The sequence below is a fragment of the Mesorhizobium sp. P3_A9 genome (assembly GCF_056402975.1).
In genome coordinates this window covers 1-13,935 of sequence record NZ_JBFUGJ010000150.1, presented here as the reverse complement: position 1 = coordinate 13,935, position 13,935 = coordinate 1, and the positions used below count along the sequence as shown (strand labels likewise).

17 protein-coding genes are annotated in these 13,935 nt (G+C 62.5%); 5 read left to right on the top strand and 12 right to left on the bottom strand.

What is annotated here, in order from left to right:
• The 3 genes from sbmA to AC1DX0_RS19945 form a co-directional block, all read right to left on the bottom strand.
• Positions 1-1,216: peptide antibiotic transporter SbmA (sbmA, locus tag AC1DX0_RS19955; RefSeq protein WP_477356567.1), on the bottom strand; the 1,216-nt coding region annotated here is incomplete at its 3' end.
• A 114-nt stretch (positions 1,217-1,330) separates the two neighbouring features.
• Positions 1,331-2,488, bottom strand: a complete 1,158-nt coding sequence (locus tag AC1DX0_RS19950) for a YbfB/YjiJ family MFS transporter (RefSeq protein WP_477356565.1) — start codon at positions 2,486-2,488, stop codon at positions 1,331-1,333.
• A 117-nt stretch (positions 2,489-2,605) separates the two neighbouring features.
• Complete coding sequence (locus AC1DX0_RS19945; RefSeq protein WP_477219711.1) at positions 2,606-2,830, bottom strand: hypothetical protein; 225 nt, start codon at positions 2,828-2,830, stop codon at positions 2,606-2,608.
• A gap of 96 nt (positions 2,831-2,926) precedes the next feature.
• On the opposite strand from AC1DX0_RS19945, the gene AC1DX0_RS19940 reads away from it, so the two are divergent.
• The 3 genes from AC1DX0_RS19940 (at position 2,927) to AC1DX0_RS19930 (ending at position 5,557) form a co-directional block, all read left to right on the top strand.
• Complete coding sequence (locus tag AC1DX0_RS19940) at positions 2,927-3,841, top strand: LysR substrate-binding domain-containing protein (protein WP_477219712.1); 915 nt, start codon at positions 2,927-2,929, stop codon at positions 3,839-3,841.
• An 82-nt stretch (positions 3,842-3,923) separates the two neighbouring features.
• Positions 3,924-5,180 (top strand): aminopeptidase, encoded by a 1,257-nt coding sequence (locus AC1DX0_RS19935; protein ID WP_477356563.1) that lies wholly within the window; start codon positions 3,924-3,926, stop codon positions 5,178-5,180.
• 23 nt (positions 5,181-5,203) lie between these two features.
• Positions 5,204-5,557, top strand: a complete 354-nt coding sequence (locus AC1DX0_RS19930; RefSeq protein ID WP_477219714.1) for a DUF488 domain-containing protein — start codon at positions 5,204-5,206, stop codon at positions 5,555-5,557.
• A 224-nt stretch (positions 5,558-5,781) separates the two neighbouring features.
• Here the strand turns inward: AC1DX0_RS19930 and AC1DX0_RS19925 are convergent, their stop codons facing one another.
• Positions 5,782-6,135, bottom strand: a complete 354-nt coding sequence (locus AC1DX0_RS19925; RefSeq protein WP_477219715.1) for an ArsC family reductase — start codon at positions 6,133-6,135, stop codon at positions 5,782-5,784.
• Positions 6,136-6,303: 168 nt separating this feature from the next.
• Between AC1DX0_RS19925 and AC1DX0_RS19920 the strand changes: the two genes are divergently transcribed.
• Positions 6,304-6,660 (top strand): ArsR/SmtB family transcription factor, encoded by a 357-nt coding sequence (locus AC1DX0_RS19920; protein WP_477219716.1) that lies wholly within the window; start codon positions 6,304-6,306, stop codon positions 6,658-6,660.
• The gene (locus AC1DX0_RS19915; RefSeq protein WP_477356561.1) at positions 6,657-7,136 is read left to right on the top strand and encodes an SRPBCC family protein; all 480 of its coding nucleotides are present in this window, start codon (positions 6,657-6,659) and stop codon (positions 7,134-7,136) included. The genes AC1DX0_RS19920 and AC1DX0_RS19915 overlap by 4 nt, the downstream gene beginning before the upstream one ends.
• A 93-nt stretch (positions 7,137-7,229) precedes the next feature.
• Here AC1DX0_RS19915 and AC1DX0_RS19910 read toward each other — a convergent pair whose 3' ends face one another.
• The 8 genes from AC1DX0_RS19910 to AC1DX0_RS19875 form a co-directional block, all read right to left on the bottom strand.
• The gene (locus AC1DX0_RS19910; RefSeq protein WP_477219718.1) at positions 7,230-7,583 is read right to left on the bottom strand and encodes a SnoaL-like domain-containing protein; all 354 of its coding nucleotides are present in this window, start codon (positions 7,581-7,583) and stop codon (positions 7,230-7,232) included.
• A 113-nt stretch (positions 7,584-7,696) separates the two neighbouring features.
• The gene (locus tag AC1DX0_RS19905; protein ID WP_477219719.1) at positions 7,697-8,380 is read right to left on the bottom strand and encodes a 2'-5' RNA ligase family protein; all 684 of its coding nucleotides are present in this window, start codon (positions 8,378-8,380) and stop codon (positions 7,697-7,699) included.
• 19 nt (positions 8,381-8,399) lie between these two features.
• A complete protein-coding gene (locus tag AC1DX0_RS19900) occupies positions 8,400-9,827 on the bottom strand; it encodes an aldehyde dehydrogenase family protein (RefSeq protein ID WP_477219720.1) in 1,428 nt (475 codons plus the stop codon).
• Between the two features lie 39 nt (positions 9,828-9,866).
• On the bottom strand, positions 9,867-10,952 hold the full coding sequence (locus tag AC1DX0_RS19895; protein ID WP_477219721.1) for an ABC transporter ATP-binding protein: 1,086 nt from the start codon (positions 10,950-10,952) through the stop codon (positions 9,867-9,869).
• Positions 10,942-11,550 carry a cupin domain-containing protein gene (locus AC1DX0_RS19890; RefSeq protein ID WP_477219722.1) on the bottom strand — a complete coding sequence of 203 codons (609 nt, stop codon included), beginning with the start codon at positions 11,548-11,550 and terminating at the stop codon, positions 10,942-10,944. Before AC1DX0_RS19890 ends, AC1DX0_RS19895 begins: the two co-directional genes overlap by 11 nt.
• A 211-nt stretch (positions 11,551-11,761) precedes the next feature.
• Positions 11,762-12,829: an ABC transporter substrate-binding protein gene (locus tag AC1DX0_RS19885; protein ID WP_477356559.1), complete on the bottom strand. Its 1,068-nt coding sequence runs from the start codon at positions 12,827-12,829 to the stop codon at positions 11,762-11,764.
• Between the two features lie 25 nt (positions 12,830-12,854).
• Positions 12,855-13,676 (bottom strand): ABC transporter permease, encoded by an 822-nt coding sequence (locus AC1DX0_RS19880; protein WP_477219724.1) that lies wholly within the window; start codon positions 13,674-13,676, stop codon positions 12,855-12,857.
• A partial coding sequence (locus AC1DX0_RS19875) for an ABC transporter permease subunit (RefSeq protein WP_477356557.1) occupies positions 13,673-13,935 on the bottom strand: 263 nt, incomplete at its 5' end. The genes AC1DX0_RS19875 and AC1DX0_RS19880, both read right to left, overlap by 4 nt.

Genomic DNA, 13,935 nt, shown 5'->3' with positions numbered 1-13,935 from the left:
CGATATCAGGCAATGGCTCGCCTTGCAGCGTCGCTTCGAAGGCGCGCAGGCGCTTGTGGACAGACTGCAGTTCGACGATGGTCGACCAGGAGGTGAGCAGGAACTGCAGCGAACCCGTCACCTTGCCGAAGGCGTTCGAGATCTGGTTCAGCGCGCCGAAGGTTATCTTGTGTGCAACCAGCGAAGGACCCAGGATCAACAGCGAGAAAATGTTGTCAGCTTGCAGGTAGGTGTACCGGACGACGTTGAAATAGATGTAGTGGAAATAGAGCCTGAAATAGTTGTGACGAACATTCTCGAACAGTTCGGCGGTGGTGGCCGGCTGCGCCCTGTCCGCATGATCCTCGCCATAGACCAGTTCCTTACGATACGCGGCTTCGACGCGCTGGTTGCGGAACTGCAGCCCCGGAAGTTTCAGGCCGGCAACCATGACCGAGATGGTTCCGAACAAGCACCAGGCAAGCGCTGCAATCACCAGAGGCTGCGGGACTGCGCCGATGATCGGCAATTCGCTGATATGGGCCTGCAACTGGATCATGACCGGCAGGAAGGCGATCAGGGTCATGATCGACTGGACGAAGCTGGAGCCTAGATCCTCCATGATCTGCGAGAACCGCATCGTATCTTCCTGGATACGCTGCGAAGCGCCCTCGATATGCCGCAGCCTGCCCCAGTTCTCGATGAAATAATTGTTCATCGCCGTGCGCCAGCGGAAGATCCAGTGGCTGACGATGAAGGCATTGACCACCTGCACATTCATGCCAACCAGCGCGAGCCATGAGAAGTCAGCCAGTCCGGTGTAGAATTCGCCATTGGTCGATTTTCCGGTCCCCGACATCAGGCCTTGCACGTAGTCAAAGAACGGGCCGTACCAAGCGTTGACGGCAACGCTGACCTGCACATTGAAATAGATGAAAAACAGGATGACCGCAGTCATCAGGATCGACCAGCGCTGCCATGGATGCGGTGAGTACCAGCTCCAGAACGCGTAGAAGACGAGCACGCAAAACGCGAAGTAGAGATAAAACCAGAGGAACGGCTTCGATACGAGGATGGCGATGCCGATGATGGGCGGGGCGTCGGCAGCCGCCGGTGGCATCCCGAACACTGCGCCCAGTTGCTCCCCGCCGAAAAACCAGAACAGGATTGCCGCAAGGCTCCAGATGGCGGCCGAAGAGAAAAACAGCTTCGGCTGCGGGAAGAAGGATACGAACACTGTGGCGAATTCCTTGCTCGGTGGGCAAATCAGCTGACGTCGGCGGGCATAAAGTCACACATTAGGGGGAAAGAAAATGCCTGCCCGATGCCCGGTGCAGAGCAAGACCACAAATCATGGCGATTTTGGCGCGGCCGACCATGTGACGATGCCGGACACGACCAGAATGGCCGCAGCGACGATGGAAGCCAGGAAGAAATTCCCCGACGCCTGCGCCAAAAGGCCGGCTGCGATCGGGCCGATGATCTGGCCGAGGCCGAACGAGGCCGTCATCAACGCAAAGATGCGCCGGGGCGCCTTTGGCGCCTGCTGGCGCGCGGCCTGCAGGCCAAGCGCGGTAATGGCAATGAAGGTGCCGCCGAGCAGCAAACCGCCAAGCAGTGGCCCCGAATATCCGCCAAGCGCCACGCTGGCGGTGACGCCGATGACTTCGATGAAGCACGCCAACGCATAGGCGGCGTAGAGCCCGATCCGTCCGGCGATCTTCTGCCACAGCCAGGTCGAAGGAAAACCCGCAAGTCCGGCGACCAGCCACACCATGGCTTCGAAGACGCGACTGCCGCCGCCTTGGCGAACGATGGCGACCAGGAAYGTCGCCGTCACCACATAGCCGAAGCCRAAYAGGCCRTAGGCGACGATGATCTTCAKCARCGACCGGTCYTTCGGCAGCGCGGGCTCGCGGACCGCTTCGCCGCTGGCGAGCGGACCTTCATTCACCAGCAGTGCCACGACCACGAAGCCACAGGCCGAAATCGCCGCCGACCACAACCAGCCCGCCGCCCAGCCGGCATGCTCGGTGACCAGCACCGCCATCATCGCGGCCGAGATGGCGATGCCGATGCCGACGCCGCCGAAATGCCACGCCTGCAGGTCGCCGCGACCGGCAGCATTGATATGGCTGAAAACGATGCTGGCCATGAACACCATGACGAAGGCGCTGGCCAGACCGGCCAGAAAGCGGATGACGAGAAAGGCGACCATGGCATCGGTCAGCCCCATCAAGGCCGCAAGGACGGCGCTGGCGCCAAGACCGCCCAGCATCAGCAGGCGCTCGCGGCCATGCGCCCAGCCGCCCGCCGCCACCAGCGCGCCGACGAGGTAGCCGAGATAATTGGCAGACGCGATCCACCCGGCATTGGCCGGCGAGAGGTGCAGCTCTTCCATCATGCCGGGCAGGATCGGCGTGTAGACGAAGCGGCCGATGCCCATGGCGACGGCCATCGCAACCATGCCGGCGACGGTGAAGCGCAGCGCTGTTGAGGCCGATGCCATTGCAGCGCACAATAAATGCAGGGATCGCTGAAACAATCGCCTTTCGTTGGGCCAGTGGGCCTACAGCGTGTCGCGCCAGCTCGAGTTTTCCTTAAGCCGAAGAGTGCGGGAATCCGCTCAGCAGCGCCCACCGAAACCGGCTTGCAAGGAAGCGGTCTCGTGCACGGTTCGCCGCGCCGTCAGCCTGAACGGCACGTCGCCAAGTTCGCGCTCCGACATCGTGTTCAGGACGGGGTGCGAAAGCGGATCGGTGAGCCATTTGAGCTTGTCGCTCTCGGAGCCACGCTCATACGGCGTGCCCCCAGCGAACAGAACCTTAAGCGATGACAGCACCCTTAACATTTCCGGCTCCACGGGTCTCTCTCCCATCAACAAAGTCTGCCGTTTCGGCGCGTCTTTCAATTGAGATTTCAGACGGAACAGTTTAGAAAATCTCAAATGGCCATGCTCAACCGCGTTCACCTCAACGGCCTTCGCGCCGTCGAAACAGTTGCCCGTCTCGGCTCGCTCGCAGCGGCCGCCGGCGAGCTCAACGTTTCCGTCAGTGCGGTCAGCCAGCAGATCAGCCGCACCGAAAAGCAGCTCGGCCAGGCGCTGTTCGAGCGCACGGCAAGCGGTCTCGTGCTGACCGAATTCGGCGCCGTCTTCGCGACCCGTCTCGGCACGGGATTTCGCGAGCTTGCCCAGGCCGTGGCGCTGGCCGACGAGGCGACGCAATGCACATTGGTGGTTTCGGTGGCGCCGGCCTTCGCCTCGAAGTGGCTGCTGCCCAGGCTATCGCGTCACTTCGACCGCCATCCCAACGTGTTGCTGCGCATCGACGCTACGGTGCGGCTCACCAATCTCGACCGCTCCGACGTTGACATCGCCATCCGGCTTGGCGACGGCAAATGGCCAGAAGGGCGAGCGGAATTGCTCTTGGCGCAGGAAGTCTTTCCAGTCTGCTCGCCTGATATCGCCAGGAAACTGCAATCGATCGAGGATCTTGCCCAGACCTGCGCCATCACCGACGAGCGGGCGATGATCAATTGGGAGAGCTGGTTCTCGGCAGCCGGTGTTCCACCCGTCACCTTCCAGAAGGGCGCGCGCTTCACCGATCCGATGCTGTGCCTGGAATCAGCCATTGCCGGCCATGGCGTGATGCTGGGCTGGCAGTTGCTGGCGGCCGATGCGCTGGCCGACGGGCGGCTGGTGGCCCCATTCGGCATCCGCGCCCAGAGCGGTCTCGGCTACTGGCTGGTGACCTCGTCGGCCAAGGCGGAGAGCCGCAAGATCCGGGACTTCAAGGCCTGGATCAAGGAAGAGATCGCGGCGACGATGGCGCAGTTCGGGTCACTCGAAAGCGCGGCCTGATCTGGCCGAGCGCAATCGCGGTGGAAAGGATGCCGGCTGCGGTCTATGTAAGACCAGATCAAACATCATGGCAGGCAGGATCATGACCACACATTCGCGCGGCGTTTCCGCAACGATCGACCCGGTGAAGCTCGACAGGCTGGCGGAAGTCGCCATCAAGGTCGGGCTGCAATTGCAGCCCGGACAGGATCTGGTGCTGACCTCGTCGATTGCGGCCCTGCCGCTGACCAGGCGAATCGTCGAGCATGCCTACAAGGCCGGCGCCGGTCTGGTGACGCCGATCTTCAACGACGACGAGATGACGCTGGCGCGCTATCGCTTCGGGGCGGACGCCGGTTTCGACCACGCCGCCGGCTGGCTCTATGAAGGCATGGCGAAGGCCTTTTCCAACAATGCGGCGCGGCTTGCCGTGCGCGGCGAGGATCCATCGCTGCTGTCGGCGCAGGATCCGGCCAAAGTGGCGCGCGCCAACAAGGCCAAYTCGATGGCCYACCAGCCGGCGCTGGAAAAGATCACCGGCTTCGACATCAACTGGAACATCGTCGCCTATCCGGACCTCGCCTGGGCCAAGCAGGTTTTCCCTGGCGATGCCGACGATGTTGCCGTGGTGAAGCTCGCCGATGCGATCTTCGCGGCGTCGCGGGTCGACGTGGAAGACCCCATCGCAAACTGGACGGCGCACAATGCAGCGCTGCGCGGCCGCACCGAATGGCTGAACGGCCATAATTTCCACGCCCTGCATTTCACCGGACCGGGCACCGACCTGACGGTCGGACTGGCCGACGGCCATGAGTGGATGGGCGGCGCCTCGACAGCCAAGAACGGCATCACCTGCAACCCCAACATCCCGACTGAAGAGGTGTTCACCACGCCGCATGCGCGTCGCGTCTCGGGCCATGTCTCCTCGACCAAGCCGCTGTCCTACCAGGGCACGCTGATCGACGATATCTCGGTGCGCTTCGAGGATGGCCRGATCGTCGAGGCCAAGGCCTCCAAGGGTGAGGATGTGCTGAAGAAGGTGCTCGACACCGATGAGGGCTCGCGGCGGCTGGGCGAAGTGGCACTGGTGCCGCATTCCTCGCCGATCTCGGCCAGCGGGCTGCTGTTCTTCAACACGCTGTTCGACGAGAACGCCGCCTGCCACATCGCGCTCGGCCAGTGCTATTCGAAGTGCTTCGTCGACGGCGCCTCGCTCAGCCAGGACGAGATCGCGGCGCGCGGCGGCAACAAGAGTTTCATCCACATCGACTGGATGATCGGCTCGGACAAGATCGACATCGATGGCGTCCACAAGGACGGCCGCAAGGTGCCGGTGATGCGCAAGGGCGAGTGGGCCTGAGGGTGACCACCTAGGGAGGTCGAATGGCTTTCGACCTGATGGTCAAGCGGATTTACGAGCCGCCCGCTCCCGATGACGGGCAGCGTGTGCTGGTCGATCGCATCTGGCCACGTGGCGTCAGCAAAGAGCACGCTGCACTGGCGCTGTGGCTGAAGGAGATCGCGCCGAGCGATGAGCTACGCAAATGGTTCGGACACGAGCCGGCGCGCTGGGCGGAGTTTCGGAAGCGGTACGGAGCCGAGTTGGACGGGAATGAAGAGGCGGTGACGCAACTGCGCGGGCTGCTGAGTAAGGGCAAGGTGACGTTGCTCTACGGCGCGCATGATGAGGCGCATAACAATGCCGTGGCGCTGGCGGGGTATCTGCGCGCAGGTTGAGGCGCTCGGAACCTTCGCAAGCAGGCGGGCCAGCGCCCCCCTCTGTCCTGCCGGACATCTCCCCCACTTGGGGGGAGATCGGCAGCTTCGGCGCTTTGCCCAATCCTGCGACGTTGGCGATTGGCGAAATCGGCGACGGTATCCAATCTCCCCCCCTAGTGGGGAGATGTCCGGCAGGACAGAGGGGCGCGCTGGCCCGCGACGGGCGAAGGTGAAGATCCGCTCTACTTCCCACCCACCGCCTGCTCATAGGCCTCCGGCTTGAACCCAACCAGAACCCCGTCGCCAACCTCCAACACCGGCCGCTTGACCATTGTCGGTTTGGCCAGCATCAGCGCCTTGGCCTTCTTCTCGTCAAGCCCGGCCTTGTCCTTGTCAGCCAACTCGCGGAACGTCGTGCTGCCCTTGTTGAGCAGCTTTTCCCAGCCGACCTTGCCGACCCAGCCATCCAGCCGCTTCGCGTCCAGCCCCTCCGCACGAAAATCGTGGAAACGATATGGTACTTCATGGCTCTCCAGCCAGACGCGCGCCTTCTTGACCGTGTCGCAGGTGGTGATGCCGTAGATGGTGATCGTCAAAGCGCGCTTCCCTTGAGCTGGCAGTCGAATCCGTCGCACAGCCTAAAACCGCCCTTCTCGCTTTGCCAGCGCCCAAGCCCGCAACTCGGGAATTTTCCGGCTTGCCAATACTAAGGAATTTTCCTAAGTATTTTTGAGACACTTGTGACGGCGCAGTAGGATCGACCCATGACAAGCCTCCAGACCGCCAATCCGAGCCTCCCGCCCATCGATGGCATCTTCCGCGCGCTTGCCGATCCGACGCGGCGCCGCGTCGTCGAGAGGCTGAACCGCAGCCCGGCCTCGGTCAGTGAGCTGGCGCAGCCTTTCGAGATGGCGCTGCCTTCCTTCATCGAGCATCTCAAGGTGCTGGAAGGCTGTGGGCTGGTGCGCTCGGAAAAGATTGGCCGCACCAGGACCTATCAACTGGCGCCCGAGCCGCTTCAGCTCGCCGAGAACTGGCTGGCCGAGCAGCGCACGCTGTGGGAGCGCCGCCTCGACCAGTTCGACGCCTATGTGATGAGCCTCAAGGAGCAGGAAAAATGAGCTATCCCTTCAAGCCGGATCCCAGACTGGACCTCGTGCTGGAGCGCGTGCTCGACGCGCCGCGCGAACTGCTATGGCGGGCCATGACGACGCCGGAGCATGTCAGGCAATGGTTCACGCCCAAGCCATGGCTGATCACCGATTGCGAGATCGATCTGCGGCCAGGCGGGCTGTTCCGGACACGCATGCAGTCGCCCGACGGCAAGGAGGTCAGCGATCGCCATTGCTGCTATCTCGACATCGTGCCGAACGAGCGGCTGGTGTGGACGGATGCACTGCTGCCGGGCTACCGGCCGTCAGGCGAGCCCTTCATCACCGCSGTCATTTCCCTCCAGCCGGAYGGCCRGGGCACGCGTTACACCGCCACCGCCATCCACCGCGACGAGGCGACCCGCAACAACCATGAAGAGATGGGTTTCTTCGATGGCTGGGGCACGGTGGCCGATCAGCTTGCGGAGTATGTGAAGACGATTTGAGCGTCACATGGCGGCCGGGGATTGCCTCGGCCGCCATGCTTGTTTCTCCTGTAGCGAAGAGAGCAAGCTCCGAGGACGGAGCCGTTTTCCGGCTCAGTAGTAAAAGCGCTCTTCCGTGATCTTGCCGTTCTTGACCGTATACAGGCCGACTTCATCCATGGTGGCACGCTCGCCGGTGGCCTTGGGCGTTACGTCGAACTTGAAGCGCACGGCGAACTGGTCGCCGTTGACATAGGGGCCCTCGACCGAGCCACCGTGGACTTCGTGATTCTCTTGCCACCATTGGCCCTTTTGCTTGAGAGCCTCTTTGCCACGGGCCACGGCCATTGGCCCTTCCATGGCTTCGTAGCTGACGATGTCGTCGGCGTTGTATTTCTCGCCAGCACTGGCGTGATCACCCTGCTGGAGCAGCTCGGTGAAATCCTTTGCAATATCCGCGATGGTCATYTGTGTTCCTCCTGTTCAGACGCATTGCAAATAGGGAACGGCCGACTGGTCAACCACCGTCAGACCGCTTGGTAGCTGACAATCCATGTCAGGACGAACTGACCGCTTCATGACTACGACGCCCCTATCAAGGGCCAACGGTCCAGGAAGAGGTATTTTGTCAGGCCGCGCAGGCTGTGAACGAAGATGAAATCCTTGGCAACGAAGCTGATCCGTTCGATGGGTTGCCGGGGGACAAACTTCTGATCGTAAGCGAGTGTCAGATGCGGAACGAAATGATCCGACGCTTTGAGCCCATTCGCGAGCATCTCGGCGCCAAGCAATTTGTGGAGTTCGAAAACCGGCCCATCTTCGGCCAGAAGCACAAACGGTCGATGCGGTGGCTTGCCTCTGGTTGCCGGGCGACCGGAGAAACTGCCAACATGGCCAAAGGTAATTTCAAAGGCAGGCATATGGACGTGCTGGCCCGCTCGTGATCCGGCAAAGATGGTCTTCGACCGCAGCCGTTTGTAATCGCCAGCATGCTGCACGCTCAGGTGAAACCGTTCAACCGACAGAAGCGATCCAACTATTCCATACTGACTACAAAGCTGCCTCTGCAGATCGCCGAAGAGATCATAGCACTGGGGCTGCAAGAACAGCCCGAAGAAGGCGCGATCTGGCCGTTTCGGCCGGCGCGGCGGCACTGCTATGCCGAAATCGAGTTCACCTTGCCGATACATACGCACACGCCTGGCGAAGAACGCTCCTGTTTTGCTCTGACAATAGAACAAAACAGGAACAAATCTTTGAGTCAAGCGTAGATTGATCCGAAGCCTACGCCCCGTAGCCGATGATGCCCTTGACCTCGAGGAAATCGTGGATCGCCCAGTCGGCATATTCGCGGCCGTTGCCCGACTGCTTGTAGCCGCCGAACGGCGCGAACGTGTCCCATTCCGGATAGTTGATCGAGACCTGCCCGGCGCGCAGCTGTCCTGCCACCTTTCGCGCATGGTCGATATCGCCAGACTGCACATAGGCGGCGAGGCCGTAGACCGTGTCGTTGGCGATCTTCACCGCGTCGTCGTCGTCACTGTAGGAGATGACCGACAGCACCGGGCCAAAGATCTCTTCCTTCTCGATGGTCATGCCTGGCGTCACGTGGCCAAACACAGTCGGCCTGACATAGTAGCCGCGGTTGAGATGTTCCGGCCGGCCGGGGCCGCCGGTGACCAGTGTGGCGCCTTCCTTGATGCCGGCCTCGATCAGCCGCTGGATCTTGTTGAACTGGAGCTCGCTGACGACCGGGCCAAGCTTGGTCTGTTCATTGCGCGGATCGCCGACATTGTGTGCTTCGGCCGCCTTCTTGGCGATGGCCAGCGCCTCGTCATGACGCGCGGCCGGGACCAGCATGCGCGTCGGCGCATCGCAGGACTGGCCACTGTTGCCGAAGCAACCCTCAACGCCCTTGCGCACCGCCGTTTCGAAATCGGCGTCGGGCAGCACAATGTTGGCCGACTTGCCGCCGAGTTCCTGCGCCACGCGCTTGACCGTCTCGGCAGCTGTCTTGGCGACGATGATGCCGGCGCGGGTCGAGCCGGTGAAGGACACCATGTCGACATCGGGATGGCCGGCCATGATCTGGCCGACATCCGGACCCGTGCCGTTGATCATGTTGTAGACGCCCTTCGGCGTGCCGGCGGCTTCCATCACTTCGGAGAAGACGATGCCGCTGATCGGCGCGATCTCGGACGGCTTCAGCACAACGGTGCAGCCGGCGGCAATCGCCGGCGCCACCTTGCAGACTATCTGGTTGAGCGGCCAGTTCCACGGCGTGATCAGCGCGCAGACGCCGATCGGTTCCTTGACCACCATGGTGCCGCCGCGCTTCTCCTGGAATTCATAGTCCTCCAGCGCCTTGATGGTGGCTTCCATATGCGCCCTGCCCGCCCAGGCCTGCGCCTCGCGCGCCCAGGTGATCGGCGAACCATTTTCCTGACTCACGGCCTGGGCGATGTCCTCGAAGCGTTCGTTGTAGACTTCGAGGATGCGCTTCAACAGCGTCAGGCGCTCGGCCTTGCTGGTCTGCGAGAAGGACGGAAAGGCGGCCTTGGCGGCGGCAACGGCCTTGTCGACATCGGCCTTCGAGCCGACGGAAATTTTCGTATAGGCCTCTTCGGTGGACGGGTCGATGACATCAAGCGTCGCCGGCACCACGGGTGCCACCCATTTGCCGTCGATGAAGAAGTTGAGATGATTGCTCAAAGGGAAAGACTCCGATGTTTTGGGAAATGGATGGTCAGCCTATGCGGAGAGCATAGGGCAGTTGGCGCCACGCCGCAGGCTGATATGCGCCACGTCGCCGACGCTGAATTGAAAACCCTCGGCCTGGCGCGGCGCATCGATGACAACAGGTGCGCCTTTCTCGAGTTCGGCATGCAAGCGCAGCGTGCGGCCGTGAAAGACAATGCTGTTGACGCGCGCCGGCGCGGTGCCGGGCGTGGCCTCGGTCGCCGCCAGCAAGTCCTCCGGACGCACGCCAATGGTGCGCACCTCGCCTTCGCCAGGTGACTGGCCGGTTTCAGAAACGGCCTCGAGCGGCAAAGTGCCGGCGGCGAACCGCAGGCGGTCGCCATCGCGGCCGACAAAACGCGATTGCAGGAGATTCATGGTGCCGATGAAGCTGGCAACGAACTTCGTGGCGGGCCGGTCATAAAGCGTCGCCGGCGGGGCGATCTGCTCGATGCGACCCTTGTTCATGACGACGATGCGGTCGGAGATCGACAGCGCCTCGGTCTGGTCGTGGGTGACCATGACGAAGGTGGTGCCAAGCCGCGATTGCAGCCGCTTCAGTTCGACCTGCATCTGCTCACGCAGATGCGCGTCCAGCGCCGACAGTGGCTCGTCGAGCAACAGAACGCGCGGCTCGCAGACGATGGCGCGGGCGAGCGCGACACGCTGGCGCTGGCCGCCCGACAGTTCCAAGACGCGGGCGCCAAGCTTGTCGGCGAGACCGACCATGTCGAGGGCTTCACCGACGCGCTTTGCCTGCTCGGCGCCAGTCAGTTTGCGCAACGACAGGCCGAAGCCGACATTTTCGGCGACGTTCATATGCGGAAACAGCGCGTAGTCCTGGAACACAGTGTTGACCGGCCGGTCGAAGGGCCGGAGGGCCGTGATATCACGGCCGTCGAGCAAAACCTTKCCGGTCGACGGGCTTTCGAAGCCGGCGATGACGCGCAGGCTGGTGGTCTTGCCGCACCCCGACGGCCCGAGCAGCGTGATGAATTCACCGCTGATAATGTCGAGATCGACGGCGTCGAGCCCGACGATGCCACCGGGAAAAACCTTCGAGACAGTTTGCAGCCGGACGAGTGGATCAGGCGCCATCGCGAACCTCGGACGGTTTCGTGGTGTTGACCCACAGGATCTGGCATTGTTCGAGACCGGGATTGCGGAAGGCATGCAACAGCGTGCTCTTGAAGGCAAAGCTGTCGCCGGTTTTCAGCCCGTATTTCGTCGAATCCACCACGAGTTCGACCTCGCCTGAAAGCACGTAGCCGAACTCATGGCCGGCATGGGCATAGGCTTCCGCCGTGCCGCCGCCAGCTTCCACCGTCACCAGCATGCCGGTCAGCGTCGCGCCCGGCGGCGACAGCAGCGCCTTGGCGATGCCTTCCGACTTCACGGGAATGGCGCGGCGGCTGTTGGCACGCACGCAATAGAGATCGTTGACAGCATCATTGCCGTCGGCAATCAGCGCCGACGGCTCGATGTCCAGCGCGGCGGCCAGCGGCCAGATCACCTTGACGCGCAGCGAGGACATGCCGCGCTCGATCTGGCTCAGCGCACCGATCGACACGCCGGCTTTTGCCGCCAGTTCGGCCAGCGACAGGCGGCGCTCAAGCCGCAGCGCCCGCACGCGCCGGCCGACGCGAACATCGGCATCGTCCTTGGGTTTCTCGGCGGCTTCGTCAAGAACATCCATGCATTCGTCCTCGTTGCAGTCACTTTGTTGGAGCGCGGCGTAGCGTCGCCAGGCTCCCCCTTCTCCCCTTGTGGGAGAAGGTGTCGCCGAAGGCGACGGATGAGGGGTGCTCCAGCTTGGCAAGGACGGCGATCCGTCACCCACCCCTCAACCGTCTCGGCGCTGCGCGCCGATCCACCTTCTCCCACAAGGGGAGAAGGGGGAACCAGCCTCAGCCTCCCGCCTTCACCTTCTCGAACATCTTGGCCACATCGTCATTCTGCTTCATAGGTCCGGTGAAGATGGTAGTCTTCAGCATCACTTCCGGATCGGACGGCAGTTGCAGCTTCTCAAGTTCATCCTTCGCCACGCCGGCAAAGGCGGTCGAGAGCGAGCTGCCATAGCCGTAGGACTSGATCAGGAATTTGCCCGAATCGGCATCCAGCCGGCTGTTGATGAAGTCATAAGCGAGATCGACRTTCTTGGCGTCCTTCAGCATGACGAAGCCGCAGGCCCAGGTCAGCATGCCTTCCTTGGGCTTCATGAATTCGACCGGTACGCCCTGCTTCTTGAGCGAGGTGGCGGACGCGTTCCAGGTCATGGCGGCGACCAGTTGACCGCTGGCCAACGCCTGCTCGACCGAGGTCATGTCGGTGGTGTAGCTCGACAGCAGCGGGCGCTGTTCGCGCAGCTTTGCCGCGACTTTGTCCATCTGCTCGGGCGTTATGTCGAACGGATTGACGCCGGCGAGCAGCGCGGCAACGATCGGCGTGTCATGCACGGCGTCGATGGTTGCCATGCGACCGGCATATTGCTTGTCCCACAGAAGGTTCCAGCTSGCYTCCGGGTTCTTCACCAGGTCGGTGCGGTAGAGGATCGAGGTGTTGCCCCAGTCCCATGGCACCATCCAGACCTTGCCGTCGCCGGCCTGCAGATCGGGCAGGTTCTTGAACACCGGGAAGATCGAATCCCAGTTCTTGATGCGCTTGGTGTCGATCGGCTGCAGCAGGCCTTCCTTGTTCCAGCGCGCCACCTTGTCGTAGCAGGGATGCGCGATGTCAGGCCTGAAGCCGGCCTTGACCTTGGTGAAGGCRTCATCGTCGTCGCCGAASATCGAGGCCTCGACGCCATCGGGRTGSGCGGCRAGGAAGCTCTTGTTGAAGTCGGGCARTTCRTAGCCCGACCAGGTGAAGTATTGCAGCTTCTCGGCGGCCAGCGCCACGGTCGACGACAGTGCGAGCGCCAATGCGGCGAGGCCGGCCCGGGCCTTGTGTCCAGTTATCGATTTCAGAAATGCCATTTTCGTTCTCCTCTCATTGTTGTGGTCAGGCTGTATTGCGGCGCGTCGCGCCAAGCCCGCGATGACGCAGGATCTCGGCTGTACCGGCGACGATGAAGGACACGGCCAGGATCACCGTCCCGAGCGCCATGACTGTCGGCAGCGATCGGGGAAAGCGCAGCTGGCTCCAGATGTATAGCGGCAGGGTCGGCTCGGTGCCGGCGAGGAAGAAGACGACGATGAATTCGTCGAAGGAGATCAGGAAGGCAAGCATGAAGGCCGACAGCACGGCCGGCAGGCTGAGCGGCAGCATGACGCGCCGAAACGTCGTCCAGTCGGAGGCGCCGAGGTCGAGCGCCGCCTCGCGAACCGTCTTCGGGATGGCGGCGAAACGGCTACGCATGATCACCACGGTGGTCGGCAGCGCCACCAGTATGTGGCCGAGCACGATGGCTATGCGCGATGGTCCGAGGCCAACGAGATTGATGAGGATCAGCAGCGATATGCCGACGATGACGCCGGGAATGAGGATCGGCAGCCGGGCGATGGCGCTGATGGTGGCGGCAAGCGGCGAGCGGCCATAGAGGTCCATATAGGACACGGTGATGCCGCACAGCGTCGCGCCGGAGGCGGCGATGGCGCCGATCACGAGGCTGTTCAAGAGCGCACCCGACAGCGCCGGATTGCCATAGAGCGTCTCGTACCATTGCAGCGTGAAACCCTGCAGCGGAAACGCAGCCTGGATGGAATCGTTGAAGGAGAACAGCGGGATCAGCAGGACTGGCAGATAGAGGAACACCAGATAGGCAAGCACGTAGAGGCCGAGCCAGCGGCCATCCGGTTTCGTGCTGGCGCGTTCCGTTTTCATGTTCGGCTGCCAAACCGGCGGTCGGCGCCGCGCGCGACCAGCACCACGACGAGGATGACCAGCATCACGCAAACCGAAAGTGCCGCGCCGAACGGCCAGTCATTGGCCTTGCCGAACTGCGACTGGATCAGCGAGCCGATCATGGTGCTGGTCGGGCCACCGACCATTGCCGGGGTGACATAGTCGCCGACCGTCGGCACGAAGACCACGAGCGCAGCCGCCAGCACGCCTGGCATGGAGTTCGGCAGCACGACACGGC